The sequence below is a fragment of the Blattabacterium sp. (Blattella germanica) str. Bge genome (assembly GCF_000022605.2).
Taxonomy (GTDB): Bacteria; Bacteroidota; Bacteroidia; order Flavobacteriales; family Blattabacteriaceae; genus Blattabacterium.
In genome coordinates, this window is sequence record NC_013454.1 from 138,228 (window position 1) to 163,168 (window position 24,941).

Genomic DNA, 24,941 nt, shown 5'->3' on the forward strand with positions numbered 1-24,941 from the left:
ATGAATCATGTTATTAACAATAAATATTGGGAATTCTAGTATTCGTTTTGGACTATTTCATAATAATAATAATTATAATTTAAAATGTAATTGCTCATGGATTATTAACAGTAATCCGCATAGGTCATTAGATGAATATATTTTATTGTTTAGGAATATATATCAACAGTATGGGATTTTCTCTCAATTAATACAAAATATTGTAATTGGATCAGTTGTTCCTCCACTTACAAACATTGTAGAACAATCTTTATATGAAATCCATAAAATTAAACCTATAATAGTAGATAGAGATTCAGTTTCTCCTATAAAACATTATTCTCATCAATTAGGTACAGATTTATACGCTAATGCTATAGCTGCATATACATTATATAATAATCAAAATACTACTTTGGTAGTAGATTTTGGAACTGCATTGAGTTTGACTTGTATCGATAAATATGGAAAACTTAAAGGTGTTATTATTGCTCCGGGAGTAAATAGTTCTTTAACAGCATTAATTGGAAACACTGCCCAATTATCACAAATAGAATTAAAAAAACCTCCTAGTATATTAGGACAGCATACAGAAACATGTATTCAAAGTGGAATTATTTATGGATACTTAAGTATGGTAGAAGGATTGATTGATAAAGTCAATAAAGAATTGAAAACTAATTGTTTTGTGATCGCAACTGGAGGGCTTTCCCATATATATACACCTTTAACAAAAAAAATTCATCTTAAAGATAAATTGCATACGATAAAAGGTTTAAAAATTTTATTCCATTGGAATCATTGATGAAATTCTATTTCAATAGATTTTTTTATTTTTTCGGACAAAATTTGAAATTTTTTTTCAGATAAAATCATTCTTTTTTTGGAAAAATTTCCATCGCTTTCTTTATCCATAGGAATGAGGTGAATGTGTACATGAGGAATTTCAAATCCCATAACAAATATACCTACACGATTGCAAGGAATGATTTTTTCTATGCCTATTGCTACTTTTCTAGTGAAATACATAATAGAGATAAATTCTTTTTCAGAAAGAGAAAAAATTTTATCTCTATTGTTTTTTTTGGGAATGACTAATGTATGTCCTATTTTAATAGGATTAATGTCTAAAAAAGCTAAATGATCAGAATTTTCTGCTACTTTGTAAGCAGAAATTTCCTGATGAATTATTTTCTGAAAAATATTGTTATTATTCACTAAATGCTATTTCTAAAATTTCATAATCAAGTATCATTTTATTAGGGAGTTTTATGTGAGCAATTTGTCCTACTTGTTTTCCAAGTAATCCTGTAGATATAGGAGTATTGATGGATATTTTTCCTGATTTTAGATCAGCTTCTCCTTCTGGAACTAAAGTATATATTTGTTCTCCACCATAAGTTAAGTTCTTTACTCTTACTGTAGAAAGAATAGAAACTCTTGTTCTATTTATTTGTGTTCCGTCTATAATACGTGCGTTAGATAGTTTTTTTTTTAACTTAGCTATATTCATTTCCAAAAATCCTTGCGCTTCTTTTATTGCATCATACTCGGCATTTTCTGAAAGATCTCCTTTATCCCTCGCTTCTGCAATTTGCATAGATATTTTTGGACGTTCTATATTCTCTAGTCGTTCTATTTCTTTTTGCAATTTTTTTAATCCTTCTTTAGTTATATATTCAAATTTTTCCATAATTTTTCATTATTATTTTTCTCCGTATTTTTTTCATTTATTTTTATTTATGATATATCACATAAAGTTATGTGATTTTGTGAACAAAAAATTTTTTTACGCATAAAAAAATACAACATTTTATTGTTATTGTAATAACATTGATTTTTATCGTTGAATATTTATATTTTTATGTTATAAAATTACGAATTTTTGTGTTTTTGTTTCATTTTTTTCTTATTGTTTCATTTTATTTTTTTCATTAAAATTGCAAATATAGATTTGCATATTCTCTTTATCCTATAAAAAAATATTCCATAAAAAAAAGAGATAAATGCATGATCGATTCTACAATAAATTAGAAATAAAAAAAACATTTTCTATTCCATTCTTGAAATTTGTGCACCCAAAATGCGTAATCTTTGATCTATATTTTCATATCCTCTATCTATTTGTTCTATGTTTTTAATGATACTAGTTCCTTTAGCAGAAAGTGCAGCGATAAGAAGAGATATACCTGCTCTGATATCTGGAGAGTTTAATATAGCACCTCGTAAATGAGATTGATGATTTAATCCAATAACAGTCGCTCTATGAGGATCACATAGTATAATTTGTGCTCCCATTTCAATAAGTTTATCTACGAAAAATAATCTACTTTCGAACATTTTTTGATGAATTAAAACACTTCCTTCAGCTTGAGTAGCTACTACAGTCAAAATACTTAATAAATCTGGAGTTAATCCTGGCCATGGAGAATCAGATATTGTTAATATCGCATTATTTAATAATTTTTTAATTTGATAAGATTTTTGTGATGGAATATAAATGTCATCTTTCTTTTTTTCCAATTTAACTCCCATTTTTTGGAATGTATTTGGAATGATGCCTAAGTTTTTCCAACTAACATTTTTAATTCGTATTTCAGAACAAGTAATAGCAGCTAACCCGATCCAACTTCCTATTTCTACCATATCAGGTAATATAGTATGAGTGCAATTTCCTACCAGTTCTTTCACCCCGATTATATTAATTAAATTCGATCCTATTCCTGTTATTTTAGCTCCCATTTTGTTTAACAATTTGCATAGTTGTTGAATATAGGGTTCACAAGCAGCGTTATAAATAATAGTTTCCCCTTTAGCTAAAGTCGCAGCCATTATAATATTAGCAGTTCCAGTCACAGAAGCTTCTTCCATTAAAATATAATTTCCGTTTAAATTTTTATTATTTGTATGTAAGTGAAAGTATTTGTATTCATGATGATAATATATATGACTTCCTAATGATTTTAATCCTGTTAAATGAGTATCTAAACGTCGTCTTCCTATCCTATCTCCTCCAGGTATAGGAATACAAACTTGACCGAATCTAGCTAATAAAGGGCCTGCTATCAGAATGGATCCTCTAATTGATTTCCCATATTCACGAAATCTTTTTGTGTTTAAATATTCAATATTGATGTTTTTTGCTTGAAAAGTATAATCTCCAATGTCATTTTTATTGATTTCAACTCCTAAATCTTGAAGTATTTGCATTAAACACTTAACATCCCCTATTTCTGGAATATTTTGGATTCTTAACTTATCTGGAGTTAATAATACAGCACATAAAACCTGCAAAGATTCATTTTTAGCTCCTTGCGGTTTTATTTCTCCTTTTAAAGGGAATCCTCCTTTGATTTTAAAAGTTCCCATTTATATAACTTTTTCTTTTTGTCTTTTTAATGCTTTTTTTCTTTTAGATTTTAAAATATGAGAACATTGTAGCAATGGATCTGTATTCATTAAACATATTTTTCCTTTCGAAAGTTCTTTTAAATCTTTAAATATTATATCATCTTTTACTACATTTTTATTCCATCTTAAGTAATTTTTTTTCATTGTATTAGCTATTGCATAAAATAATCCTTCTTTTTTTTGTCTATTTTTACAATGTATTGCTACATGGATCATGTTCCTAACTATTTTTCCATAATACCTAAAATTAGTTAAATATTCAGGATATACTACTCTTTTGTAAGAGAAAACCTTTATTTTTTCTGGACTTGGTTTAGGAAAAGGAGGATCAATATCTAATTGATAATTAGACATTATAAACAATTGATTCCACAATTTATGTTGAAAGTAAGGAATTGATTTATTGAACCTAGGATGAGTAGAATCTGTCATTAACTTTATAATCCCCCATGCACAACGATTTCTTTCTTTTCTATTTTTGATTTGGATTGCATAGTCTATCATTTTATGAATGTTTCTACCATATTCCGGGATCACCAATTTGAAACGATTAGTGTTATATTCCATATTGCTTTTATATTTATTTAAAGATCTAAGAATAAGATTTAGTCTTGCTTATAATATGATGTTTTATTTAAAGTCCAAAGAATTTTTTTTTGGAAAAAATTTTGTCTTACTTCGCATGAATGGTTCAAACAAAACATGCAATGATTCTTGGAACAAGCTTCAAGATGAACAGATAATTCTACTTTAGATCCAAATTCGTTTTTAGTTAATTGAGTCAATTTATTGACTTCTTGATTTGCTTCTTTTATATTAAAGAACCATGGAACGGTTAGATGACAATCTACATGTAAGGCACTTCCGTATTTAATAACTTTTAAATGATGAAGATCGATCCAATGATCATCCCTCTTTTCATTTAGATAGAAAGATAACTTTTTCAAAAGTTTTTTATCGGATTCATCCATAATTCCAGCTGCAGCATTTCTTAATAATTTTAATCCCGTATACAAAATTACGGATGAAAAAATAATGGAAATAATAGGATCTATCCATATACATTTTGTAATATTTAATAAAATTAGTCCTACAACAATTCCAAAAGTAGAATAAGTATCAATTTGAAGATGTTTCCCACTAGCAACCAATGTCAAAGCTCCATTTTTATGTCCTATTTTACATGCTAAGAATCCTAAAAAATAGTTAATAACACCAGTAAAAGACATTAAAATAATTCCATAATCCAATCTAGATAAAATAACTCCATGCATATGATGTTTAACACGTATAAAAGTGTTTATAAAAATAGTTATTCCTACAATAAAAATTAAAAGACCCTCTATCGCAGTTGATATAAATTCTATTTTACCATGGCCATATGGATGATTTTGATCTTTAGGTAAAGAGGAAATATAAAGACTCCATAATCCAATAAATCCACTAATTATATTGATTAAACTTTCCATGGCATCACTAAATATGGAAAGAGAAGAAGTAATATACCAAGTAATCAACTTAATCAAAAAGAAAACAATAGCTACAAAACAAATAATTTTCTGTAAATTAAAATTTAGTTGAATTTTTTTTGAATCATCCATAATCTATGCAATGTCGTTATGAATCAATAATAAGCTTATCTAATGCAAATTTGAGTAGTATTTTTTTTTCTCCTGATTTTATAAATTTAATTCTCGCTATTTTATTTTCATTTTGTAAGTCTAAAATTATACCTGTTCCAAAATTTTTGTGAAAAACTTTTACTCCTGCTTTGAAATTTTCATAATGTTTATTTTTATTATTCACTAGAGAATTTATTTCTTTTTTTTCTGAAAGAGAAGATATAGAATTTTGATTTTCTCTATCAATGAAATTTTTATTCAGTTCATTAATAAAACGACTAGGAAGAGTCATTTTTCTTTCTCCCCATAAAAATCTAGATCTTGCATAAGTAAGCACAGCTTTTTTTTGGGCTCTTGTTAAAGCTACATAGAATAAACGACGTTCTTCTTCTATTTTGAACTGATTGTCTAAACTGGATTTGGAAGGAAATAAATTTTCTTCTAATCCTATAATAAAAACAATAGAAAATTCTAATCCTTTGGATAAATGAACCGTCATTAATGAAACTTTATTTTCTTCATTTTCATCGTGGTTCATATCTTCATCAATTTCCAAGTAAAAATATTGTAAAAACCCAGATAAACTAATCTCTCCATTATCTTTTAATTTTTTTTGTTCACTGACGTAACAAAATATATTATTAAGTATATATTGGAAATTTTCATTTTTATAATTTTTTGGATCTTCTTTTAATAAGAAATTCACAATCTCTTTTGCTATTGCAAAAGCATCTTTTTTTTCTGTATTTTTACGAAATTTCTCTATTGTAGAAATTAGGTTTTTAAGTTTATTTTTTGTTTTCTGATTTAGGATCAATAAATGTTGATAATTTTCTATATTTTTTATTATTTCGTAAACTGTTATTCTTATTTTTTTAGATAAGTCTAATATAGATTTGATGGTTTTTTTATTTCCTTTTTTAAGAATACGTAATAAAGATTCTTCATCATTTGAATTAACAATGATTCTTAAATAAGCCAATAAATCTCTGATTTCTTTACGTTTTTCAAATGAAATGGATCCATAAATTTTATAAGGTATATTTTTTTCTTTCAGTGCATATTCTATAATATTGGATTGCATGTTCGCTCTATAAAGAATAGCGAAGTCTTTATAATGATATTTTGTTTTTTTTATTATTGAAAAAATAGAAGAAGCTACATATAGTGCTTCTTCTTTTTCGGAAGAAGCACTATATATTTTAACTTTTTCTCCTTTTTCATTGTTTGTCCATATTTTTTTTAAAATTTGATTTTTGTTAAAAGAAATGATATTATTAGAAGCTTGAACTATGTGATGCGTAGAACGATAGTTTTGCTCTAGACGAAAAACTTTAGCATTTTTATAATCAATATGAAAATTTAAAATATTAGAAATCTTAGCACCACGAAAAGCATAAATACTTTGAGCATCATCTCCTACTACAAAAAGATTTTTATGCTGAAAAGCTAAACTTTTTATGATTGTATTTTGAGATAAATTGGTATCTTGATATTCGTCAATTAATATGTATTTAAATTTATTTTGATATTTTCGAAGAACATTTGGAAAATGAGAAAATAAATGATTGGTATGTAGCAAAATATCATCGAAATCTAATGCTTCTGCTTGTAAACATCGTTTTATGTAAGATTTGTAAATTTTTATTAAACACTCTGATTGTTTGTTATTTTTTTTGTTGATATATAAATTATTTTTGTATTCAGATATTATTCTCCTGATTTCTTTAGTAGATAAAGAAATATCTAAATTAATATCTTCTAATATTTTTTTGATTACATTTTCTGAATCTCTCTGATCATAGATAGTATAATTTGATTTGTATCCCAATAAATGAGATTCTTTTCTCAAAAGAATAGAAAATATAGAATGAAAAGTTCCCAATGTTATTTGGTTCAATTTTTTTTGATCTATCATATTAGAGATTCTATGTTTCATTTCTTTAGCTGCTTTCTTAGTAAAAGTTAGAGCTAAAATATTAGAAGGATTTATTCCTATGTTTTGAATCATATGAACGATACGATATGTAATAACACGAGTTTTTCCAGAACCTGCTCCGGCAAGAACAAGGATAGGGCCATTGATAGTTTCTATAATTTTCCGTTGAGAACTATTCAAAGACATAAACCAATCTTATTATTTTTTGAATTTTTCATTCATTTTATAATTTTTATAAAAAATGTTTTTTGTGTTTTTCAAAAAATCAGGATTTTTTATAAAAAAATTTTTAGCAATTGGAAAAACATCTTTTATCAATTTATAATCTTTTATAAGATTTACGATACGTAAGTAATTTTTTCCACTTTGTTGAGTTCCGATTAAATCTCCTCCTCCACGCAATTTTAGATCTTCTTTAGCTATTTCTAAACCTTCATTTGTTTCACACATTTTTTTGATTCGAAAAAAACCTTCTATACTTATTTTTTGATCAGTAATGAGAATACAATAACTTTGATGAATTCCTCTTCCAACTCTTCCTCTTAATTGATGCAATTGGGATAATCCAAAAAAATCTGCATTTTCTATTAAGATAACAGAGGCATTGGGAACATTGACTCCTACTTCTATAACTGTAGTAGCTATAAGAATTTTAGTTTCACCACGTAAAAATCGGCTCATTTGTATATTTTTTTCTTGAAAATTCATTTCTCCATGCAAAATTCCAATTTTATTTTCCAAATTTTTAAATTTTTCTTTGATTTCTTGATATCCTTTTGTTAAATTCATATTTTTCTTTTTCAAAGAAGTGTTGATAGTGGGGTATATAATATATACTTGTCTTCCTTTTGAAATTTGATTTTTTATTATTTCAAAAGCTTTATCTCTGTTTTGATTCCAAAAATGGATAGTTTTAACAGGTTTTCTTCCTAAAGGTAACTCTTTGATAATGGAAATGTTTAAATCATGATAAATGATCTTCGCTAAAGTCCTAGGAATAGGTGTTGCTGTCATAATCAAAATATGAGGAAATTTATCTTCTTTTTTCCAAATTTTTGCTCTTTGTTCCACTCCAAAACGTTGTTCTTCATCTATAATTGCTAATCCTAAATTTTTAAATTGAACTTTTTCTTGAATTAAAGCATGTGTTCCTATTAAAATGGAAATTTTTCCTGTAAATATTTCATGATAGAGACATTTACGTATAGAATCAGAAGTAGAACTTGTTAATAAAGCTATTTTAATTCCAATTTTTGAAAACATTTCTTTTATGGAAGAATAATGTTGTATAGCCAAAACTTCAGTAGGAGCCATTAAACAGGATTGAAATCCATTATCTAAAGCAATGAGCATGGATAATATGGCTATTATAGTTTTCCCACATCCTACTTCCCCTTGTAATAATCTATTCATTTGAATAGGTTTTTTCAAATCATTCCATATTTCCTTCAGTACTTTTTTTTGTCCTTCTGTTAGAGTGAAAGGCAAAAAATATTTATAAAAATTATGAAAATTTTTCCCTAGTTTTGGAAACGGACGACTGGATGCTGTTTTTCTTTTCGATAAAAAGAATAATTTTAGCAAAAATAACTCTTCAATTTTAAAGAATATCGTGCTTGAAATAAGCTGTTTAAAGATTCTGGAAAATGAATTTGAATCAAAGCTTTTTTTCTTGACATTTAATTTTTTTTCAAGAAACTCTTGAAAAAAAAATTCTTCTATATCATTTTTTGATTCTTCTATCAAATTTTTTAATAAGTTAATCATGAAAGAATTGTTAATTCCTTTTTTCTTCAAATTTCTGGGAATAGAATAAACTGGGTATATAGAATAATTTTTTTCCGAATATTGTATATTCGGATGAATCATCTGAATTTTTTTTTGAAAACATTTAACTTTTCCGGAAACTATAATTGTGATGTTTTTTTTGACATTTTTTAAAAAATTGGTTTTCTGAAACCATACCAATTCAATAAAACCTGTTTTATCTTCTAAACGGGCAATCCATATTTTTCCTTTTTTATAATTGATTTCCTCTATATTCGTTATTTCTCCCAATATTTTCACAAAATTATTATTATTATTCTTTGATAATTCTGATATATTTTTTAATATAGGTAAATGAATATATCCTTTCGGATAAAAAAATAATAAATCCTCGTATGTGTGAAGTTTTAATTCCGTATGAAATAAATGAGCTTTTTTTAAACTTAATCCTTTTAAATGTTCTATAGATTTTTGAAAAATATTGCAGGACATATTTTAAAATAGATTATGATCCGTTATATTTTTAAAAAATACTTAATTTTGTTGATTTAAAAGGACATTTAGCTCAGTTGGTTTAGAGCGCTACTTTGACAGAGTAGAGGTCGTCGGTTCAAATCCGATAATGTCCACAAAAATGAATTATTGTTTCAAGTTATTTATGATTTTAATTACTACAGTTAGAGAAGGAGAATCTATTGATAAAGCTTTAAAAAAGTGTAAAAAAAAATTTGATAAAACTCGTGTTCTCAAAGAATTTAGAGAAAAACAACAATATATAAAACCTTCTGAAGGAAGAAGAAATGAAATATTAAGAGCAAAGTATAGAGAACGCATGAAACTCAAGAAAGAAGAATAAGTTTTGTTTTTCTTTCTATATTCTATATTCCAAAAAAAAACTTATGAACAATTACAAATTTCTTTTTGGATTGATTGGGAAAGGGATCAACTATTCTTTTTCAAGAAAATTTTTTTTAGAAAAATTTAAAAGGGAATCCATTCTTCATACAGATTACAAAATTTTTGATATTCCAAATATAAAGGATGTCTCATTAATATTTCAGGATCCTTGTCTGAAAGGATGTAACGTGACAATTCCTTATAAAACGAGTATTATCCCTTTTTTAACTAAAATTGTTCCAGAAGCAGAAACTATAGGGTCTGTGAATGTAGTAAAAATAGATAAAAATGGTGTAGATAGGATTGGATACAATACAGATATTGTCGGTTTTGAGTTTTCCTTTAAAAAGGATCTCAAAAGATTACCTTTTGTAAAAAATTTAAAAGCATTAATTTTAGGAACAGGAGGAGTATCCAAAACGATTTCATTTGTCTTAAACAAATTACAGATTCCATATCAATATGTTTCTAGAACTAAAAAAAAAGGATTTTTAGTTTATGAAGATATAAACGAAAATTTGCTAAAACAATATAAAATTATTATAAATTGTACTCCTTTAGGAACATTTCCCAATGTTAATTTATGTCCTTCTTTGCCTTATCAATATATTTCTTCAGAACATTATTTTTATGATTTAGTTTATAATCCAAATAAAAGTTTATTCTTAAAAGAAGCAGAAAAAAAAGGAGCATTAATTAAAAATGGATTGGAAATGTTGTATCTTCAAGCAGAAGAATCTTGGAAAATATGGAATTCTGATTAATGAAAGATAAAGAAACTTTCATGAGTAGAGCTATTCAGTTGGCTAAAAACGGATTGGGGATGACGTCTCCTAATCCTATGGTTGGTTGTGTTATAGAAAGGAATGGATTTATCATATCAGAAGGATGGCATTATAAAAAGGGAATGGATCATGCAGAAGCAATTGCTATCAACAGAATCAAAAATAAATCCTTATTTTTGGATTCAACCCTTTATGTTACATTAGAACCATGTGTTCATTTTGGGGAAACCTCTCCTTGTGTTGATTTGATAATCAAAAATCATATCCCAAGAATAGTGGTAGGAATACAGGATCCTCATGATAAAGTTAAAGGATTAGGAATACAAAAACTTAAAGAATATGGAATAGAAGTCATAGAAAATGTTTTAAAGAATAAATGTCGTTTTTTAAACAAACGTTTTTTTACTTTTCATGAAAAAAATCGTCCTTATATTATTTTAAAATGGGCTCAAAGTCACGATGGATTTATAGGTTCTGAAAATAAAAAAAACATTTGGATTAGTGGTACATATGCTAGACAATTGAATCATAAATGGAGGGCTGAAGAAGATAGTATTTTAGTAGGAAGAAAGACTGTATTAAATGATAACCCAAAATTAAATGTTAGAGAATGGTTTGGATCCAATCCTATTAGAATCTTTATTGATAAAAAATTAAAGATATCTGATTCTCATTTTATTTTAGATGGAACACAAAAAACTATTGTTTTTACAGAGAAAAAAAAAGAAAATCAAAAAAATATAGAGTATATTCAAATTTCTTTTGAGGGAAAAATAATCAATCATATATTAAATTTTTTATATAAAAAAAACATACTATCTTTGATAGTAGAAGGGGGAAAAAAGACTTTGGAAAGTTTTATAAAAGAAAATGTATGGGATGAATGTAGGATTTTTGTATGTGATGTTACATTGAAAAAAGGTCTTAAAGCACCTAGAATAGGTGGAGAGGTATTCAAAAAAATGAATATTGGAAGCGATCTACTTTTTATAAAAAAAATTTTTTATTGATTCAAAAATTGAATTGTGTCAATGCCGTCAGCATAATCTTCTAGTTCTGGATATTGTGTTTTTCCAAAAATAATTTCTTCTTTTAAAAAATTTTTTGATACGATACATTGTATATGTTGATTGTTTTTCATAATGATTTTTTTCAATTGATTCAAATCATCATAAAATTCATAATAAACTACAGATATTGGACTATAATAGTCTTTTTCTTCTTTGAAAATAAGAAAATGATTTTTTTGAATAGATATTTTATTCATAGTATAAATTGAAAGACAGTATTTATAATTGTCTATATACTTGTAATTTTTTGTTACATATTCAGATACAAACGATTTATCTAAAATCGAATGAATATTATAATTATAAGGCATAAAAATTTTTCCCACATTTCTACAGCCTCTTCCAGAATAAGTAAGTATATCTTTGTTTAAATCAATCAATTCTTTTTCTTTTTCATTTCCTTGTAATACAGCAATAGAAGTTTTTCTTTTTCTGAGTAGAATAGGATAGTTTCTAAAGTAATACTCAAAATAACGAGCTGTGTTATTGTTTCCACTAGCTATAACAGAATCGAATTTTTCATGAAAAATATTTTGTGTAAATTTTATGTTATGTTTCAATATTGGTTTTATATGTATTATGATTTTGCATAAAAAAGGAATTAATAAATTGTCTTCTTCAGATAATTTAATAATTATGTTATGTCCTGATAATAGGACACATAAAAAATCATGAAATCCCACCATTGGAATATTTCCGGGCATAATGACAAGAACTTTTTTTGATTTTCTGTTTTTATTCAAAGAATATTGATGAATCCAAGATTCCAATTTTTCTTCTTTAAGAATCATTCCCCATTGATGAATGGTTATCAATAAATCTTCTACTCTAAACCAACTATTTTTGAGAGTGATTTTTTGAATAATTTTTCGTAAATCAAAAAATAACATTTTAAAACGTTGAGAAATATATTTACTATGTGCATAAAATTTCTTAAATTCTCTTAAAAAATGGCCTAATTTATCAAAAGTTTGAATCATTTTTTTTTGAATTTTAAATCAAGTGCAATGTCCATAAAAATTACGGAAGAATGTATAAATTGTGGGGCTTGTGAGCCTGAATGCCCTAATCATGCAATTTATGAAGGAGGAAAAAAATGGAGAATGTCAGATGGAACTTCCTTAAGAGAAAAAGGTAGTTTGATAGATCAGGTTCCGAAAGAAAAAAATATATATTTTATTGTTTCAGAAAAATGTACAGAATGTGTTGGTTTTTATGATGAACCACAATGTGTTGTGATATGTCCAGTCAATTGTTGTATTCCAGATCCAAATAATATGGAAACCAAAGAAGAACTTGTTGAAAAAAAACTTTTTTTGCATGGAATCAATTAAAACATAATATGTGTAACAAAAATTTTACAAATGAATTATGATTGGAGTCTTTTTCTAAAAAAAGAATATAAAAAACCTTATTTTAGAAGATTAATGAAACAACTTAAGATAGAATACAAGAATTTTATTTGTTTTCCTAAAAAAGAAAAGATATTTTCTTCTCTTAAATATTGTTCTTTTCAAGAATTAAAGGTCGTCATTTTAGGACAAGATCCTTATTTCCAAGAAAATCAAGCTGATGGTCTTTGTTTTTCTGTTCCGAATGGAGTTCCTTTTCCTCCTTCATTAAAGAACATATTTATAGAAATCAAAAATTGTTTTAATAACTCATTTCCGTCTAGTGGATCTTTAACTCATTGGGCAGAACAAGGAGTTTTATTACTAAATTCTATACTAACAGTTAGAAAAGGTTCTCCCGGTTCTCATAAAAACATGGGATGGGAATTTTTTACAGATCAAATTATAAAAACTATTTCTAATAAAAAAAAGAATATTGTTTTTCTTTTATGGGGAAAATATGCTCAAAAAAAAATATTTTTAATTAATTCTTTTCACAATCATTACATTTTAAAAACTTCACATCCATCTCCTTTTTCTGCTCATCTTGGATTTTTTGGGTCTAAACATTTTTTAAAAACCAATGAATTTTTATATGAAAAAGGAAAAAAAACCATCATTTGGGTATAAATAAATGTTATATATGAATAGAACGATTTTCTAAACTTAGTAAAGCAGCTTCTTTGAAAGATTCACTAAAAGTAGGATGAGGATGGCATATTCTATATATATCCTCTGAAGAAGCCCTAAATTCCATAGCGACAGAAGCTTCCATTATCATATCTGCAGCATGATCTCCAATAATATGAACTCCCAGGATTTCATCGGTTTTTTTATGAGAAATCATTTTCAAAAAGCCGTCTGTACAACCACTAGTTCTAGCTCTTCCTAATACTTTCATAGGAAAAGTTCCTACATTATATTCAATTTTTTCTTTTTTGATTTCATTTTCTGTAAGACCAACACTAGCTACTTCAGGATGTGTGTAAATGACTGATGGAATTAAATCGTAATTGAGTTTATTTGGTTTTTGTCCAATCATGTGCTCCACTACATACAATCCTTCTTCTTCAGCTTTATGTGCCAACATTTTTCCTCCTATAACGTCTCCAATTGCATATATATTTTGGATGTTACTCTGTAACGAATCATTCACTAATATGAATCCCTTTTGATCTTTTTTGATCCCTATATTTTCTAATCCTAGATTTTTTGTATATGGGATTCTTCCTATTGATAGCAAACAATAATCTCCTACAAATTTCATTTCTTCTCCATTTTTATATTTCACAAAAACTGATATTTTTTTATTGTTTTCTTCTATAATATTGGTAATAGATAAAGAAGTTTTTATCTTTATAGAAGATTTTTCTAGAATTTTTTGAATTTCTAAACTTAATGAATCATCCATATTTGATATGATCTTGTCAAGACCTTCTATAATTGTTATTTGACTTCCTAATCTATTAAAAATAGAACCTAATTCTAATCCTATGATTCCTCCTCCAACTATTATTAATTGATTAGGAACTTCTTTTAAAGATAGAGCTTGTGTAGAAGAAATGATTTTATTTCCAAAATTTAAATAAGGCAAACAGTAAGGTTTAGATCCTGTGGATATTATACAATATTTAAATTGTATTTTTTGTTTTTCTTTTAATGATTTGATTTCTTTTATAGAAAGTATGTTCATTGTTTTAAATGAACCGATTCCTTGATACAAATCAATTTTGTTTTTTTTCATTAAATATTTGATTCCATTATTAATATTTTTGACTATTTCATTTTTCCTATTCATCATTTTTTTGAAATCAAAAAATAATTTTTCAAAAAAAATTCCATGTGAAGAATAATGATTTTTAGCTAATGAAAAATATTTAGAGGAATCTAAAAGAGATTTAGATGGGATGCACCCTACATTCAAACATGTTCCACCTAATTCTTGGTATTTTTCTATGATTGCAGTCCGAAGTCCTAATTGACTAGCTCTAATAGCAGCTACATATCCTCCTGGACCAGAGCCTATAACAACAAGATCATATACATTACTCATTATAAAAATATTTTATTCATATTGCATTCAAATTTACACACATATTTACACACATAATTACATATTTAATACATATGCAAAAATAAGTGGAGCAACTATGGTAGCATCTGATTCTATAATAAATTTTGGAGTATCCTTATCTAGCTTCCCCCAAGTTATTTTTTCATTTGGAATAGCTCCTGAATAAGATCCATAACTAGTAGTAGAATCTGAAATTTGACAAAAATAAGCCCAAAAAGGAGTAGGATGAAATCCTATATCTTGAGATAGCATAGGCACTACACAAATAGGAAAATCTCCAGATATTCCTCCTCCAATTTGAAAAAATCCTATTTTCTGTTTCACAGATTCTCTTTGATACCATTTAGCTAAGTACATCATATATTCAATTCCATTTTTTACAAGAAAAGTTTTAAATTGCTTTTTCATACAATATGAAGCAAAAATGTTTCCTATAGTGCTATCTTCCCAACCTGGAACTACCATAGGTAGATTTTTTTTAGCAGCAGCTAATACCCAACTATCTTCTGGATTTATGTTGTAATAGGGTTCTAAAATATTTTCTAATAACAATTGATAAATATATTCATGAGGAAAATAACGTTTTGATTTTTCTTCAGCTCTTTTCCATACTTGAAAAATATATTTTTGTAATTTTTTAAAAGCTTGTTCTTCTGGGATGCAAGTATCTGTAACCCTATAATATCCTTTTTTCAAAAAATTTTTTTCATGATCTGGAGTTAAATCTCTGTAATAAGGTATTTTTTTGTAATGAGAATGAGCTATTAAATTTAATATGTCTTCTTCTAAATTAGCTCCTGTACAAGAAATCATATGTACTTGATCTTTTCGAATCATTTCAGCTAATATTTTACCTAATTCTGCAGTGCTCATTGCTCCCGCTAGTGTTATCATCATTTTTCCATTATTCTGAGTATGATATTTATATGCTTTAGCAGCTTCTGACAAAGTCAAAGCATTAAAATGAAGAAAGTATTTTTCAATAAAAGAAGTAATAGAAGATTCTTTCATAATTTTTATTTTTTTATCTAGCTATTTGTACGGCTCTAGTTTCTCTAATCACTGTTACTTTTATCTGACCAGGATAAGTCATTTCATTTTTTATTTTTTCTGTTATATCACAAGATAACTGAAAAGCTTTTTTATCATCAATTTTATCGCTTTCTACTAAAACACGTAATTCTCTTCCTGCTTGTATAGCAAAAGCTTTATTTACTCCATCAAAACTAAGAGCTATATCTTCCAAGTTTTTTAGTCTTTTGGAATAGGATTCAAAAGAATTTCTTCTTACTCCAGGACGAGCTCCACTAATAGAATCTGAAACTTGTACTATAGGAGATATTAAGACTTTCATCTCGATCTCATCATGATGTGATCCTATAGCATTGCAAACTTCCATATTTTCTCCATATTTTTCGGCCCATTGCATTCCTAAAATAGCATGAGGAAGTTCTGATTCGCTTTCAGGAACTTTTCCTATGTCATGCAGTAATCCTGCACGTTTTGCTAATTTCGCATTCAAACCCAATTCAGAAGCCAAAATTCCTGCTAAATGGGCTACTTCTCTAGAATGTTGTAACAAATTTTGTCCATAAGAAGAGCGATATTTCATTCTTCCTATCATTCGAATTAATTCTGGATGGATTCCATGAATTCCTAAATCTATTATATTTTTTTTTCCTATTTCTACTATTTCTTCTTCAATTTGTTTTTCCGTTTTGGATACTATCTCTTCAATTCTTGCGGGATGGATACGCCCATCAATCACGAGTTTGTGAAGTGATAATCTAGCTACTTCTCTTCGTATAGGATTGAAGCAAGATAAAAGAATGGCTTCTGGAGTATCATCTACAATAATTTCTACTCCTGTTGCCTTTTCTAAGGCTCTTATATTTCTTCCTTCTCGTCCAATTATACGACCTTTTACATCATCTGATTCTATATTAAAAACAGATACAGCATTTTCTACGGCTTGTTCCGTACCAATTCTTTGAATAGCTTGAATCACAATTTTTTTAGCTTCTATTTTTGCAGTTAATTGTGATTCTTCTATAATATTTTGTATGTGAGATTGTGCTTTTATTTTTGCTTCACTTTTAAGAATTTCAATCAATTCATTTTTAGCTTCTTCAGAAGAATAATTTGATATTTTTTCAAGCAATTCTACTTGTTTTATGTTCATATTTTTAAATTCTTCTTGTTGACTTTTAAGAATTTTTGATTTTTTTTCATAATCATGAATTTGTGTTTCTAAACGATTGTTTCTTTTAAAGTAAATTTCTATTTCTTTAGACAATCTATTTTCTTTTTCTTTTGTTTTATTTTCTGTGTCTATTATTCTTCTTTCTCTAAGATGAACATCTTTTTCATGTTTTGATTTAAGTTCTATAAATTTTTCTTTTGCTTGAAGCATTTTCTTTTTTTTTATGGATTCTCCTTCTTTTTCAGCATTTTTTATGATTTTTTTAGCCTGAGAATTAGCTTTTTCTAATAATTGAACATATTTTCTTAATATGGTTTTTTTTCCAAAAAAATAAGATGTAATAATTCCAATCACAAACCCCATGAGGACCGTAAACCCAACATTTATTTTCATATTTACTCAATTTAAATAAAAATAAAATAGACATTTTAATAACATTTTTAAAACAAAAAACATTTAACAGAAATTATAAAATTTCTTTATTTAGACAGACTTTAACTAAATCAAGGATTACTATAATAAATATACGAAATTAAAGATGAGATTTTTTTTAAATAGATTTTTAACAAACGGAATTTGAATACATTATATATTTGTATATAAAATTGAAATTTTCAATGAAAAGAGCATATTTAGACAATGCGGCTACAACTCCTGTAAGAAATGAAGTAATTAAAATCATGGTAAATATATTAAAATACTCATTCGGAAATCCATCTTCTGTACAACATAGTTATGGAAGAGCCGCTCGTTCTATAATAGAAGAATCTAGAATTTGTATAGCAAAAAACATAACAGCATCTCCTTCTGAAATTATTTTCACTTCCGGAGGGACTGAAGCAAACAATCTTGTACTAAGATCTTCTATATTCGATTTAGGAGTGAAACATATTTTAACTTCTCAATTAGAACATCCTTCTGTTTTACAAACTGTTTTAAATTTATCTTATAAACATAAAGTCAGTGTAAGTTTTATTCAAATTCAAGAGAAAGGAGTTCTCAATTTAAATCATATGGAAGATATTTTAAGAAAAAATTCTGATAAAAAAACACTTGTAAGTTTAATGTATGCAAACAATGAAATAGGAAATCTATTGGAACTAGACAAAGTTATTTTTTTATGTAAAAAATACAATGCTTATTTTCATTCGGACACCATTCAAATTATCGGAAATTTTCCTATTGATATGGAAAAATTATCTTTCGATTTCGCTACAGCAAGTGCTCACAAATTTTATGGGCCAAAAGGGATAGGTTTTGTTTTTATTAGAAAACATATTCTAAAAAAAATAAAACATTTTATAACTGGAGGATTTCAGGAATATGGAATTCGTTCAGGAACAGAAAATACACATGGAATAGCAGGTTTATCAGAAGCATTGCAGTTATCTTGTTGTAATTTTTCACGTCATATAAAAAAAATAAAACATTTAAAATTTTATTGTATTTCGGAATTGAAAAAAATTATTCCAAATATTATTTTTAACGGACTTTCATACGATGCTGATCAAAGCATTCCCTCTATATTAAATTTTTTATATCCAACAAAAAAAATAAATCATTTATTGTATTTTCATTTAGATTTGATGGGAGTAGCCGTTTCTAAAGGAAATTCTTGTAATCATGACGCAAAAAAAGTATCTCACGTGATTCAAGCTATTACAAATATGAATTTGTTAAATAAAATGATGCCTATTAGAATTTCTTTTGGAATTTTTAATGAAAAAAAAGACATAGATTTGTTAATAGAAGCTTTACAAAAAATTCAAAAACAAAAAAATTTATCATAATTTCAAATATCTATAGTTATGATTAAAATCGTTCAGTCAGTGAATAGTTATAATTTTTTTCGATCATCTATTGGAAAAAAAATAGTTATGGCAATGACAGGAATTTTTCTTATGATTTTCTTGTTATTGCATTTAAGTGTTAATCTTTTTCTTTTTTCAGGAGAACAAGCTTTTAATGAAGCAGTTTCTTTTATGAGAAAAAATTTATTCATTAGAATCATGGAATATGTTCTTGCTATAGGTTTTATCATTCATATCTTATTTGGAATTAAATTGCATTTACAAAACAAAAGAATAAAAGAAGAAATAGATTATACTATGAATTCTTATTCAACGACCTCGTTTAGTAGTCGTTCCATGATATATACAGGAATTTTGATTTTATGTTTTTTGATTTTACATATCATAAATTTCATGATTCCTATGAAATATTCAAATCATCATTTGACTTCGGATTACAATCTAGTTGTTTCTTTATTTAAGAATCCTTTGTACACATTCATATATGTATTTTCTTTTTTTATTTTAGGGATTCATTTGAATCATGGATTTCAATCTTCTTTCCAATCTTTAGGATTATCCAATAAAAACAGATTAATTTGGATACGAAAATTTGGTTTTTTTTATTTTTGGTTTGTTTGTTCTGGATTTTCTATTATCGCTATTTGGTTTTTTTTCAATGGAAACTAATATTTATTGTCAATGACTAAAAATTCTTTTAAGTTGAATTCAAAAATTCCAGCAGGTTCTATCAATCAAAAATGGGAAAATTGCAAGTCTACTTTGAAATTAGTATCTCCCAATAACAGATCTAATATAGAAATTATTGTAGTAGGAACTGGATTGGCTGGAGGTTCAGCTTGCGCTTCTTTATCTGAATTGGGATATCAGGTTAAAGCTTTTTGTTATCAAGATTCACCTAGAAGAGCTCATTCTGTAGCGGCTCAAGGTGGAATCAATGCTTCAAAAAATTATAAAGGAGATAATGATTCTGTTTATCAACTTTTTTATGATACAATTAAAGGAGGAGATTACAGATCTAGAGAAGCTAATGTTTATCGTTTGGCAGAGATATCCTCTAATATTATTGATCAATGTGTCGCTCAAGGGGTTCCATTTGCTCGTGATTATGCTGGATATTTAGAAACTAGATCTTTTGGAGGAACTAAAGTTTCTAGAACTTTTTATGCTAAAGGACAAACGGGACAACAACTTTTATTATCTTGTTATTCTGCTATGTCTAGACAAATAGGAAAAGGTAGAATCAAGATGTATAATCGTCATGAAATGCTTGATTTAGTTATTGTAGAAGGAGTCGCTAGAGGAATCATTTCTAGAAATCTGATTTCTGGAGAAATAGAAAGACACACAGCTCACGCTGTAGTTATAGCATCAGGAGGTTATGGAAACGTATTTTTTTTATCCACTAATGCAATGGGATCCAATGCAAGTGCTATATGGAAAGTTCATAAAAAAGGAGGATTTTTTGCCAATCCTTGCTATACACAAATTCACCCTACTTGTATTCCGGTCCATGGTAGTTATCAATCTAAATTAACATTAATGTCAGAATCATTGAGAAATGATGGACGCATATGGGTCCCCAAAAAATTAGAAGATGCTGTTGCTATACGAAATGGAACTAAAAAACCTGAATATATAAGTGAAGAAGAAAGAGATTATTATTTAGAAAGACGTTATCCTTCATTTGGAAATCTTGTTCCAAGAGATGTTGCTTCTAGAGCAGCTAAAGAACGTTGTGATAAAGGATTTGGAGTAGAAGATAATGAAACACAAGAAGGTGTTTTTTTGGACTTTTCTTCTTCTATAGATAAATATGGAAAAGAAAAAGCGAATGAACTTGGAATTACAAATCCCAATGAATTGGAAAAAATCAATTTAGGAAAAGAAATTATAGAATCTAAATATGGAAATTTATTTCATATGTATGAAAAAATTACCAATCAGAATCCTTACAAAACTCCTATGAAAATTTATCCTGCAGTTCATTATACAATGGGAGGGTTGTGGGTAGATTACAATTTAATGTCTTCCATTCCTGGTTGTTATGTGATAGGAGAAGCCAATTTTTCTGATCATGGAGCCAATCGACTTGGAGCATCTGCTTTAATGCAAGGATTGGCTGATGGATATTTTATTTTACCATATACTATAGCAGATTATCTTTCTAGATATATCAAAAATTCAAGCAAAATATCTATACAACATGAAGAATTTGATAAATCAGAAAAAAAAGTAAAAGATAGAATTAAAAAACTTATTCAAAATAATGGAAATATGCCTGTTGATTTCTTTCATAAAAAACTTGGAAATATTATGTGGAAATATGTAGGAATGAGCAGAAATCATGTAGGATTATCTGAAGCAATAAAAAGGATACAAGAACTTCGTGAAAAATTTTGGAAAAGTGTCTTTATTCCTGGAAAAACAGAGGATGGGTTGAATTCTGAATTAGAAAAAGCGGGACGATTAGCAGATTTTTTAGAATTGGGGGAATTGATAGCGATGGATGCTTTGAATAGAAAAGAATCTTGTGGAAGTCATTTTAGAGAAGAATATCAAACAAAAGAAGGAGAAGCTCTTAGAGATGATATTCATTATAAATATGTATCTATATGGGAATGTTCAGAAAATCAATGTGTTAAAAATGAAATTATGCATAAAGAAAATTTAAATTATACTTTTGTGAAAGTGCAATCACGCTCTTATAAATAGAATATGAAAAAACTTTTGAATTTCAAGTTAAAAATATGGAGACAAAAAAATAATAAAGAGAAAGGTTTTTTTAAAACTTATCAAGTTTATGATATATCTCCTGATAGTTCCTTTTTAGAAATGCTAGATTTTTTAAACAACCAAATCATATGCGATAAAGAGGAATCTTCTGCTATAGCATTTGATCATGATTGTCGTGAAGGAATTTGTGGAATGTGTTCATTGTATATCAATGGAAGAGCACATGGACCTGATAATTTGATTACTACTTGTCAATTACATATGCGTCATTTCAACAATGGAGAAACGATATATGTTGAGCCTTGGAGAGCCAAACCTTTTCCTATAATTAAAGATCTTATTGTAGATAGATCTTCTTTTGATAGAATTATTATATCAGGTGGTTTTATTTCTGTAAATACATTAGGGAAAACAATAGATGGAAATATGATCCCTATTCCAAAAAATGAAGCAGATAAGGCTTTCGACGCGGCTACATGCATTGGTTGTGGAGCATGTGTCGCTGCATGTAAAAATAGATCGGCTATGTTATTTGTTTCGGCAAAAGTTTCACAATTCGCCTTATTACCTCAAGGAAAAATAGAAAGAAAAAGAAGAGTATTAAATATGGTGAATAAAATGGATGAAGAAGGCTTTGGGACTTGCACCAATACACAAGCATGTGAAGCTGAATGTCCAAAAGGAATATCTACAGAATATATTGCTTTCATGAATAAAGAATATATTCGTTCATTTATCACTTAATTCAATGGAATACTTAGACTTTGAAAAACCAATACAGGAAATTAAGGATCAGTACCTTAATTGTATTATGATAGAGGAAAAAAGTGGAGTAGATATGAAAGAAGTTTGTAGTCAATTGCAATCCAAATTGGAAAAAACAATTAAAAAGTTACATAACAACTTAACTCCTTGGCAAAGAGTTCAACTATCTAGACATCCCAATAGACCTTATACTTTAGATTACATACAATCTATAACAAAAAAAGATTCTTTTATAGAATTACATGGAGATCGTCATTTTGGAGATGATAAAGCTATGGTAGGAGGTTTTGGAAAGATAGAAGATAAGACTTTTATGTTGATAGGAACACAAAAAGGAAAAAATACCAAAGACAGACAATATAGAAGATTTGGAATGCCTAATCCTGAAGGATACAGAAAAGCTTTACGTTTAATGAAACTAGCAGAAAAATTTCGTAAACCTATTATTACTTTTATTGATACCCCAGGAGCTTTTCCTGGAATTGAAGCAGAAAAAAGAGGTCAAGGGGAAGCTATTGGTAAAAATATTTATGAAATGATGTGTTTAAAAGTTCCCATTATTGTTTTAATTATAGGAGAAGGTGCTAGTGGTGGAGCTATGGGAATTGGAATAGGAGATAAAGTTTCTATGATGGAAAATTCTTGGTTTTCTGTTATTTCTCCTGAAAGTTGTTCTACAATTCTTTGGGGAAAATGGGATAAAAAAGAAAAATCAGCGGAAGCATTAAAATTAACGGCAGAAGATATGTATAATTTAAATCTTATAGATGATATTATTAAAGAACCTTTAGGTGGAGCTCATTTTTGTCCAAAAAAAGCTTATAAATTAGTAAAAAACAAATTATAAAATATTATAAACAATTGTCAGTTATTGATATAGAATCTCTCATTCGAAATAGAAAAAATAAATATATTTCTATAGGTTATTTCGATGAACAAATTTAGAAAACAGAAATTTTTATAGAAATGCTTTCTAAAAAAGGAAAAATACCTCCTCAAGCATTGGGTTTAGAAGAAGCCATAATAGGAGCTATTATGATAGATAAAAAAGGATTAGATGAAATTATTGATATCCTTTTTCCTGAAGTTTTTTACAAAAAAGAACATCAAGAAATCTTTGGGGCAGTTCAAAAGTTATATCATAATTCTAAACCAATTGATCTATATACTGTATCAAACGAACTTCGTAAAATTGGAAAATTGGAATTGATAGGGGGGGAATTTTATTTGATAGAATTAACACAAAAAGTTGTTTCTTCTGCGCATATAGAATATCATAGTAGGATTATATTACAAAAATTCTTTTTAAGAAAATTAATCAGTATATCTTCTGATATTATTCAAAAATGTTATGAGGATAGTATAGACGTATTTGATCTTTTAGATCATGCAGAATCGAAACTTTTTGAGATGAATCAAAAATATTTAATTACAAAAAAATATGAAACAACTCAATGTCTCATCAAAAAAGCTATTGATAAAATCAAAAAAACAGAAAAAGAAGGATTAAGTGGAATTTCTTCTGGATTTCACAAAATGGATCAGATAACTTCTGGATGGCAAAATTCTGATTTAATTATACTAGCTTCTAGACCAGGAATGGGAAAAACAACTTTTATGTTGTCTATGGTAAAAAATATTGTAATAGAACAAAAAATTCCTGTTGTAATTTTTTCATTAGAAATGTCTTCTATTCAATTGATAACAAGACTACTTTCATCAGAAACTGGAATTTCTTCAGAAAAAATAAAAAGAGCTAATTTGTCAAAATTAGATTGGGAATGCTTGATTCATAAAACAAACAATTTGAAGGAAGCTCCTTTATTTATAGATGATACCCCTTCTTTATCTATATTTAATTTACGTGCAAAATGCCGACGTTTGATATCTCAATATGGAATAAAATTGATATTAATAGATTATATGCAATTGATGGTGATCAATGATCATGGATCTAAATTACAAAATAGAGAACAAGAAATATCAGTTATTTCTAGGAATTTAAAATCTATAGCTAAGGAGCTTGATATTCCTATTATAGCTTTATCCCAGCTTTCTAGAGCCGTTGAAACTAGGGGAGGGAGCAAACGTCCTTTGTTGTCTGATTTACGTGAATCAGGAGCGATTGAACAAGATGCAGATATTGTTTTATTTATTTATAGACCTGAATATTATGGATTTAAAACTTGGGACTCTGATGAAGATAATGATTCTTGTATTGGACAGGCAGAAATCATTATAGCTAAACATAGGAATGGAGGACTAGACAAATTTCGTTTAAAATTTATAAGTGATCAAGCTAAATTTGTTAATTTAGAAGAAAAAAAACAAACTTCATTGATTTGGGAAGAGGATTACAAAAAGAATTTTCTTGATCAAGAAAATTCTTTAATGTCGTTTTATGGTGATTTTGACAACATTTATCCAGAATCTCAATATGACAATGATATCGATTTTAATTCTTTGGATGAAGATTTAAAAAAATAGAAGT

General features: G+C 27.3%; 22 protein-coding genes, 1 tRNA gene and 1 pseudogene. 13 read left to right on the forward strand and 11 right to left on the reverse strand.

The window, feature by feature from the left end; all coding sequences use genetic code 11:
• Positions 1 to 7 precede the first annotated feature (7 nt).
• Positions 8 to 784 carry a type III pantothenate kinase gene (locus BLBBGE_RS00655; RefSeq protein WP_012840678.1) on the forward strand — a complete coding sequence of 259 codons (777 nt, stop codon included), beginning with the start codon at positions 8 to 10 and terminating at the stop codon, positions 782 to 784.
• On the opposite strand, the gene BLBBGE_RS00660 is transcribed toward BLBBGE_RS00655, so the two are convergent.
• The 7 genes from BLBBGE_RS00660 to BLBBGE_RS00690 all read right to left on the reverse strand — a co-directional run bounded on the left by BLBBGE_RS00660 (position 778) and on the right by BLBBGE_RS00690 (position 9,210).
• Complete coding sequence (locus tag BLBBGE_RS00660) at positions 778 to 1,197, reverse strand: HIT family protein (protein WP_012840679.1); 420 nt, start codon at positions 1,195 to 1,197, stop codon at positions 778 to 780. The two genes, BLBBGE_RS00655 and BLBBGE_RS00660, sit on opposite strands and share 7 nt — an antisense overlap.
• A complete protein-coding gene (gene greA, locus BLBBGE_RS00665; protein ID WP_012840680.1) occupies positions 1,190 to 1,672 on the reverse strand; it encodes a transcription elongation factor GreA in 483 nt (160 codons plus the stop codon). The genes BLBBGE_RS00660 and greA overlap by 8 nt, the downstream gene beginning before the upstream one ends.
• A gap of 359 nt (positions 1,673 to 2,031) precedes the next feature.
• On the reverse strand, positions 2,032 to 3,348 hold the full coding sequence (gene murA / locus BLBBGE_RS00670; protein WP_012840681.1) for a UDP-N-acetylglucosamine 1-carboxyvinyltransferase: 1,317 nt from the start codon (positions 3,346 to 3,348) through the stop codon (positions 2,032 to 2,034).
• On the reverse strand, positions 3,349 to 3,957 hold the full coding sequence (locus BLBBGE_RS00675) for a DUF4290 domain-containing protein (protein ID WP_012840682.1): 609 nt from the start codon (positions 3,955 to 3,957) through the stop codon (positions 3,349 to 3,351).
• Positions 3,958 to 3,995: 38 nt separating this feature from the next.
• Positions 3,996 to 4,991, reverse strand: a complete 996-nt coding sequence (locus BLBBGE_RS00680; protein ID WP_012840683.1) for a cation diffusion facilitator family transporter — start codon at positions 4,989 to 4,991, stop codon at positions 3,996 to 3,998.
• 16 nt (positions 4,992 to 5,007) lie between these two features.
• A complete protein-coding gene (locus BLBBGE_RS00685) occupies positions 5,008 to 7,137 on the reverse strand; it encodes a UvrD-helicase domain-containing protein (protein ID WP_012840684.1) in 2,130 nt (709 codons plus the stop codon).
• A gap of 12 nt (positions 7,138 to 7,149) precedes the next feature.
• Complete coding sequence (locus BLBBGE_RS00690; protein ID WP_012840685.1) at positions 7,150 to 9,210, reverse strand: ATP-dependent DNA helicase RecG; 2,061 nt, start codon at positions 9,208 to 9,210, stop codon at positions 7,150 to 7,152.
• 62 nt (positions 9,211 to 9,272) lie between these two features.
• Between BLBBGE_RS00690 and BLBBGE_RS00695 the strand changes: the two genes are divergently transcribed.
• From BLBBGE_RS00695 to ribD, 4 genes are all read left to right on the forward strand, one after another.
• Positions 9,273 to 9,347: transfer RNA gene (locus BLBBGE_RS00695), tRNA-Val, on the forward strand.
• Between the two features lie 29 nt (positions 9,348 to 9,376).
• On the forward strand, positions 9,377 to 9,574 hold the full coding sequence (rpsU, locus tag BLBBGE_RS00700; RefSeq protein WP_041936675.1) for a 30S ribosomal protein S21: 198 nt from the start codon (positions 9,377 to 9,379) through the stop codon (positions 9,572 to 9,574).
• A gap of 43 nt (positions 9,575 to 9,617) precedes the next feature.
• Complete coding sequence (locus tag BLBBGE_RS00705) at positions 9,618 to 10,379, forward strand: shikimate dehydrogenase (protein ID WP_012840687.1); 762 nt, start codon at positions 9,618 to 9,620, stop codon at positions 10,377 to 10,379.
• Positions 10,379 to 11,410, forward strand: coding sequence for a bifunctional diaminohydroxyphosphoribosylaminopyrimidine deaminase/5-amino-6-(5-phosphoribosylamino)uracil reductase RibD (gene ribD / locus BLBBGE_RS00710; protein ID WP_012840688.1), 1,032 nt, complete (start codon positions 10,379 to 10,381; stop codon positions 11,408 to 11,410). Before BLBBGE_RS00705 ends, ribD begins: the two co-directional genes overlap by 1 nt.
• Here ribD and BLBBGE_RS00715 read toward each other — a convergent pair.
• Positions 11,404 to 12,450: an acyl-CoA reductase gene (locus tag BLBBGE_RS00715; RefSeq protein WP_012840689.1), complete on the reverse strand. Its 1,047-nt coding sequence runs from the start codon at positions 12,448 to 12,450 to the stop codon at positions 11,404 to 11,406. The two genes, ribD and BLBBGE_RS00715, sit on opposite strands and share 7 nt — an antisense overlap.
• 27 nt (positions 12,451 to 12,477) lie before the next feature.
• On the opposite strand from BLBBGE_RS00715, the gene BLBBGE_RS00720 reads away from it, so the two are divergent.
• Positions 12,478 to 12,804, forward strand: coding sequence for a 4Fe-4S dicluster domain-containing protein (locus tag BLBBGE_RS00720; RefSeq protein WP_012840690.1), 327 nt, complete (start codon positions 12,478 to 12,480; stop codon positions 12,802 to 12,804).
• A 30-nt stretch (positions 12,805 to 12,834) separates the two neighbouring features.
• Positions 12,835 to 13,491, forward strand: a complete 657-nt coding sequence (locus BLBBGE_RS00725; protein ID WP_012840691.1) for a uracil-DNA glycosylase — start codon at positions 12,835 to 12,837, stop codon at positions 13,489 to 13,491.
• A 7-nt stretch (positions 13,492 to 13,498) separates the two neighbouring features.
• On the opposite strand, the gene lpdA is transcribed toward BLBBGE_RS00725, so the two are convergent.
• The 3 genes from lpdA to rny are packed head-to-tail and all read right to left on the reverse strand — an operon-like array spanning position 13,499 to position 17,531.
• Positions 13,499 to 14,914 (reverse strand): dihydrolipoyl dehydrogenase, encoded by a 1,416-nt coding sequence (lpdA, locus tag BLBBGE_RS00730; protein ID WP_012840692.1) that lies wholly within the window; start codon positions 14,912 to 14,914, stop codon positions 13,499 to 13,501.
• 57 nt (positions 14,915 to 14,971) lie between these two features.
• Positions 14,972 to 15,946: a deoxyhypusine synthase family protein gene (locus BLBBGE_RS00735; protein WP_012840693.1), complete on the reverse strand. Its 975-nt coding sequence runs from the start codon at positions 15,944 to 15,946 to the stop codon at positions 14,972 to 14,974.
• Positions 15,947 to 15,959: 13 nt separating this feature from the next.
• Positions 15,960 to 17,531, reverse strand: a complete 1,572-nt coding sequence (gene rny, locus BLBBGE_RS00740) for a ribonuclease Y (protein ID WP_012840694.1) — start codon at positions 17,529 to 17,531, stop codon at positions 15,960 to 15,962.
• Positions 17,532 to 17,755: 224 nt separating this feature from the next.
• Between rny and BLBBGE_RS00745 the strand changes: the two genes are divergently transcribed.
• The 6 genes and pseudogenes from BLBBGE_RS00745 to dnaB all read left to right on the forward strand — a co-directional run bounded on the left by BLBBGE_RS00745 (position 17,756) and on the right by dnaB (position 24,937).
• Positions 17,756 to 18,928: a cysteine desulfurase family protein gene (locus BLBBGE_RS00745; protein ID WP_012840695.1), complete on the forward strand. Its 1,173-nt coding sequence runs from the start codon at positions 17,756 to 17,758 to the stop codon at positions 18,926 to 18,928.
• Positions 18,929 to 18,946: 18 nt separating this feature from the next.
• Entirely contained in the window at positions 18,947 to 19,618 is a 672-nt protein-coding gene (locus BLBBGE_RS00750) for a succinate dehydrogenase cytochrome b subunit (protein WP_052295596.1), read from the forward strand.
• A gap of 12 nt (positions 19,619 to 19,630) precedes the next feature.
• Complete coding sequence (locus BLBBGE_RS00755; protein WP_041936676.1) at positions 19,631 to 21,664, forward strand: fumarate reductase/succinate dehydrogenase flavoprotein subunit; 2,034 nt, start codon at positions 19,631 to 19,633, stop codon at positions 21,662 to 21,664.
• 3 nt (positions 21,665 to 21,667) lie between these two features.
• Positions 21,668 to 22,429 (forward strand): succinate dehydrogenase/fumarate reductase iron-sulfur subunit, encoded by a 762-nt coding sequence (locus BLBBGE_RS00760; RefSeq protein ID WP_041936678.1) that lies wholly within the window; start codon positions 21,668 to 21,670, stop codon positions 22,427 to 22,429.
• A gap of 4 nt (positions 22,430 to 22,433) precedes the next feature.
• Positions 22,434 to 23,395, forward strand: a pseudogene (locus BLBBGE_RS00765) (acetyl-CoA carboxylase carboxyltransferase subunit alpha).
• 21 nt (positions 23,396 to 23,416) lie between these two features.
• Entirely contained in the window at positions 23,417 to 24,937 is a 1,521-nt protein-coding gene (dnaB, locus tag BLBBGE_RS00770) for a replicative DNA helicase (protein ID WP_012840700.1), read from the forward strand.
• The last annotated feature ends 4 nt before the right edge of the window (positions 24,938 to 24,941 follow it).

Excerpts from the sequence above, each read along its gene's own strand:
- BLBBGE_RS00745 (WP_012840695.1), top strand. The coding sequence starts at position 17,756 with ATGAAAAGAGCATATTTAGACAATGCGGCTACAACTCCTGTAAGAAAT.
- BLBBGE_RS00720 (WP_012840690.1), top strand. The coding sequence starts at position 12,478 with ATGTCCATAAAAATTACGGAAGAATGTATAAATTGTGGGGCTTGTGAG.
- BLBBGE_RS00760 (WP_041936678.1), top strand. The coding sequence starts at position 21,668 with ATGAAAAAACTTTTGAATTTCAAGTTAAAAATATGGAGACAAAAAAAT.
- lpdA (WP_012840692.1), bottom strand. The coding sequence starts at position 14,914 with ATGAGTAATGTATATGATCTTGTTGTTATAGGCTCTGGTCCAGGAGGA.
- ribD (WP_012840688.1), top strand. The coding sequence starts at position 10,379 with ATGAAAGATAAAGAAACTTTCATGAGTAGAGCTATTCAGTTGGCTAAA.
- BLBBGE_RS00750 (WP_052295596.1), top strand. The coding sequence starts at position 18,947 with ATGATTAAAATCGTTCAGTCAGTGAATAGTTATAATTTTTTTCGATCA.
- greA (WP_012840680.1), bottom strand. The coding sequence starts at position 1,672 with ATGGAAAAATTTGAATATATAACTAAAGAAGGATTAAAAAAATTGCAA.
- BLBBGE_RS00715 (WP_012840689.1), bottom strand. The coding sequence starts at position 12,450 with ATGATTCAAACTTTTGATAAATTAGGCCATTTTTTAAGAGAATTTAAG.
- BLBBGE_RS00680 (WP_012840683.1), bottom strand. The coding sequence starts at position 4,991 with ATGGATGATTCAAAAAAAATTCAACTAAATTTTAATTTACAGAAAATT.
- BLBBGE_RS00705 (WP_012840687.1), top strand. The coding sequence starts at position 9,618 with ATGAACAATTACAAATTTCTTTTTGGATTGATTGGGAAAGGGATCAAC.
- rpsU (WP_041936675.1), top strand. The coding sequence starts at position 9,377 with ATGATTTTAATTACTACAGTTAGAGAAGGAGAATCTATTGATAAAGCT.
- BLBBGE_RS00675 (WP_012840682.1), bottom strand. The coding sequence starts at position 3,957 with ATGGAATATAACACTAATCGTTTCAAATTGGTGATCCCGGAATATGGT.
- BLBBGE_RS00655 (WP_012840678.1), top strand. The coding sequence starts at position 8 with ATGTTATTAACAATAAATATTGGGAATTCTAGTATTCGTTTTGGACTA.
- BLBBGE_RS00725 (WP_012840691.1), top strand. The coding sequence starts at position 12,835 with ATGAATTATGATTGGAGTCTTTTTCTAAAAAAAGAATATAAAAAACCT.
- rny (WP_012840694.1), bottom strand. The coding sequence starts at position 17,531 with ATGAAAATAAATGTTGGGTTTACGGTCCTCATGGGGTTTGTGATTGGA.
- murA (WP_012840681.1), bottom strand. The coding sequence starts at position 3,348 with ATGGGAACTTTTAAAATCAAAGGAGGATTCCCTTTAAAAGGAGAAATA.
- dnaB (WP_012840700.1), top strand. The coding sequence starts at position 23,417 with ATGCTTTCTAAAAAAGGAAAAATACCTCCTCAAGCATTGGGTTTAGAA.
- BLBBGE_RS00690 (WP_012840685.1), bottom strand. The coding sequence starts at position 9,210 with ATGTCCTGCAATATTTTTCAAAAATCTATAGAACATTTAAAAGGATTA.
- BLBBGE_RS00685 (WP_012840684.1), bottom strand. The coding sequence starts at position 7,137 with ATGTCTTTGAATAGTTCTCAACGGAAAATTATAGAAACTATCAATGGC.
- BLBBGE_RS00755 (WP_041936676.1), top strand. The coding sequence starts at position 19,631 with ATGACTAAAAATTCTTTTAAGTTGAATTCAAAAATTCCAGCAGGTTCT.
- BLBBGE_RS00735 (WP_012840693.1), bottom strand. The coding sequence starts at position 15,946 with ATGAAAGAATCTTCTATTACTTCTTTTATTGAAAAATACTTTCTTCAT.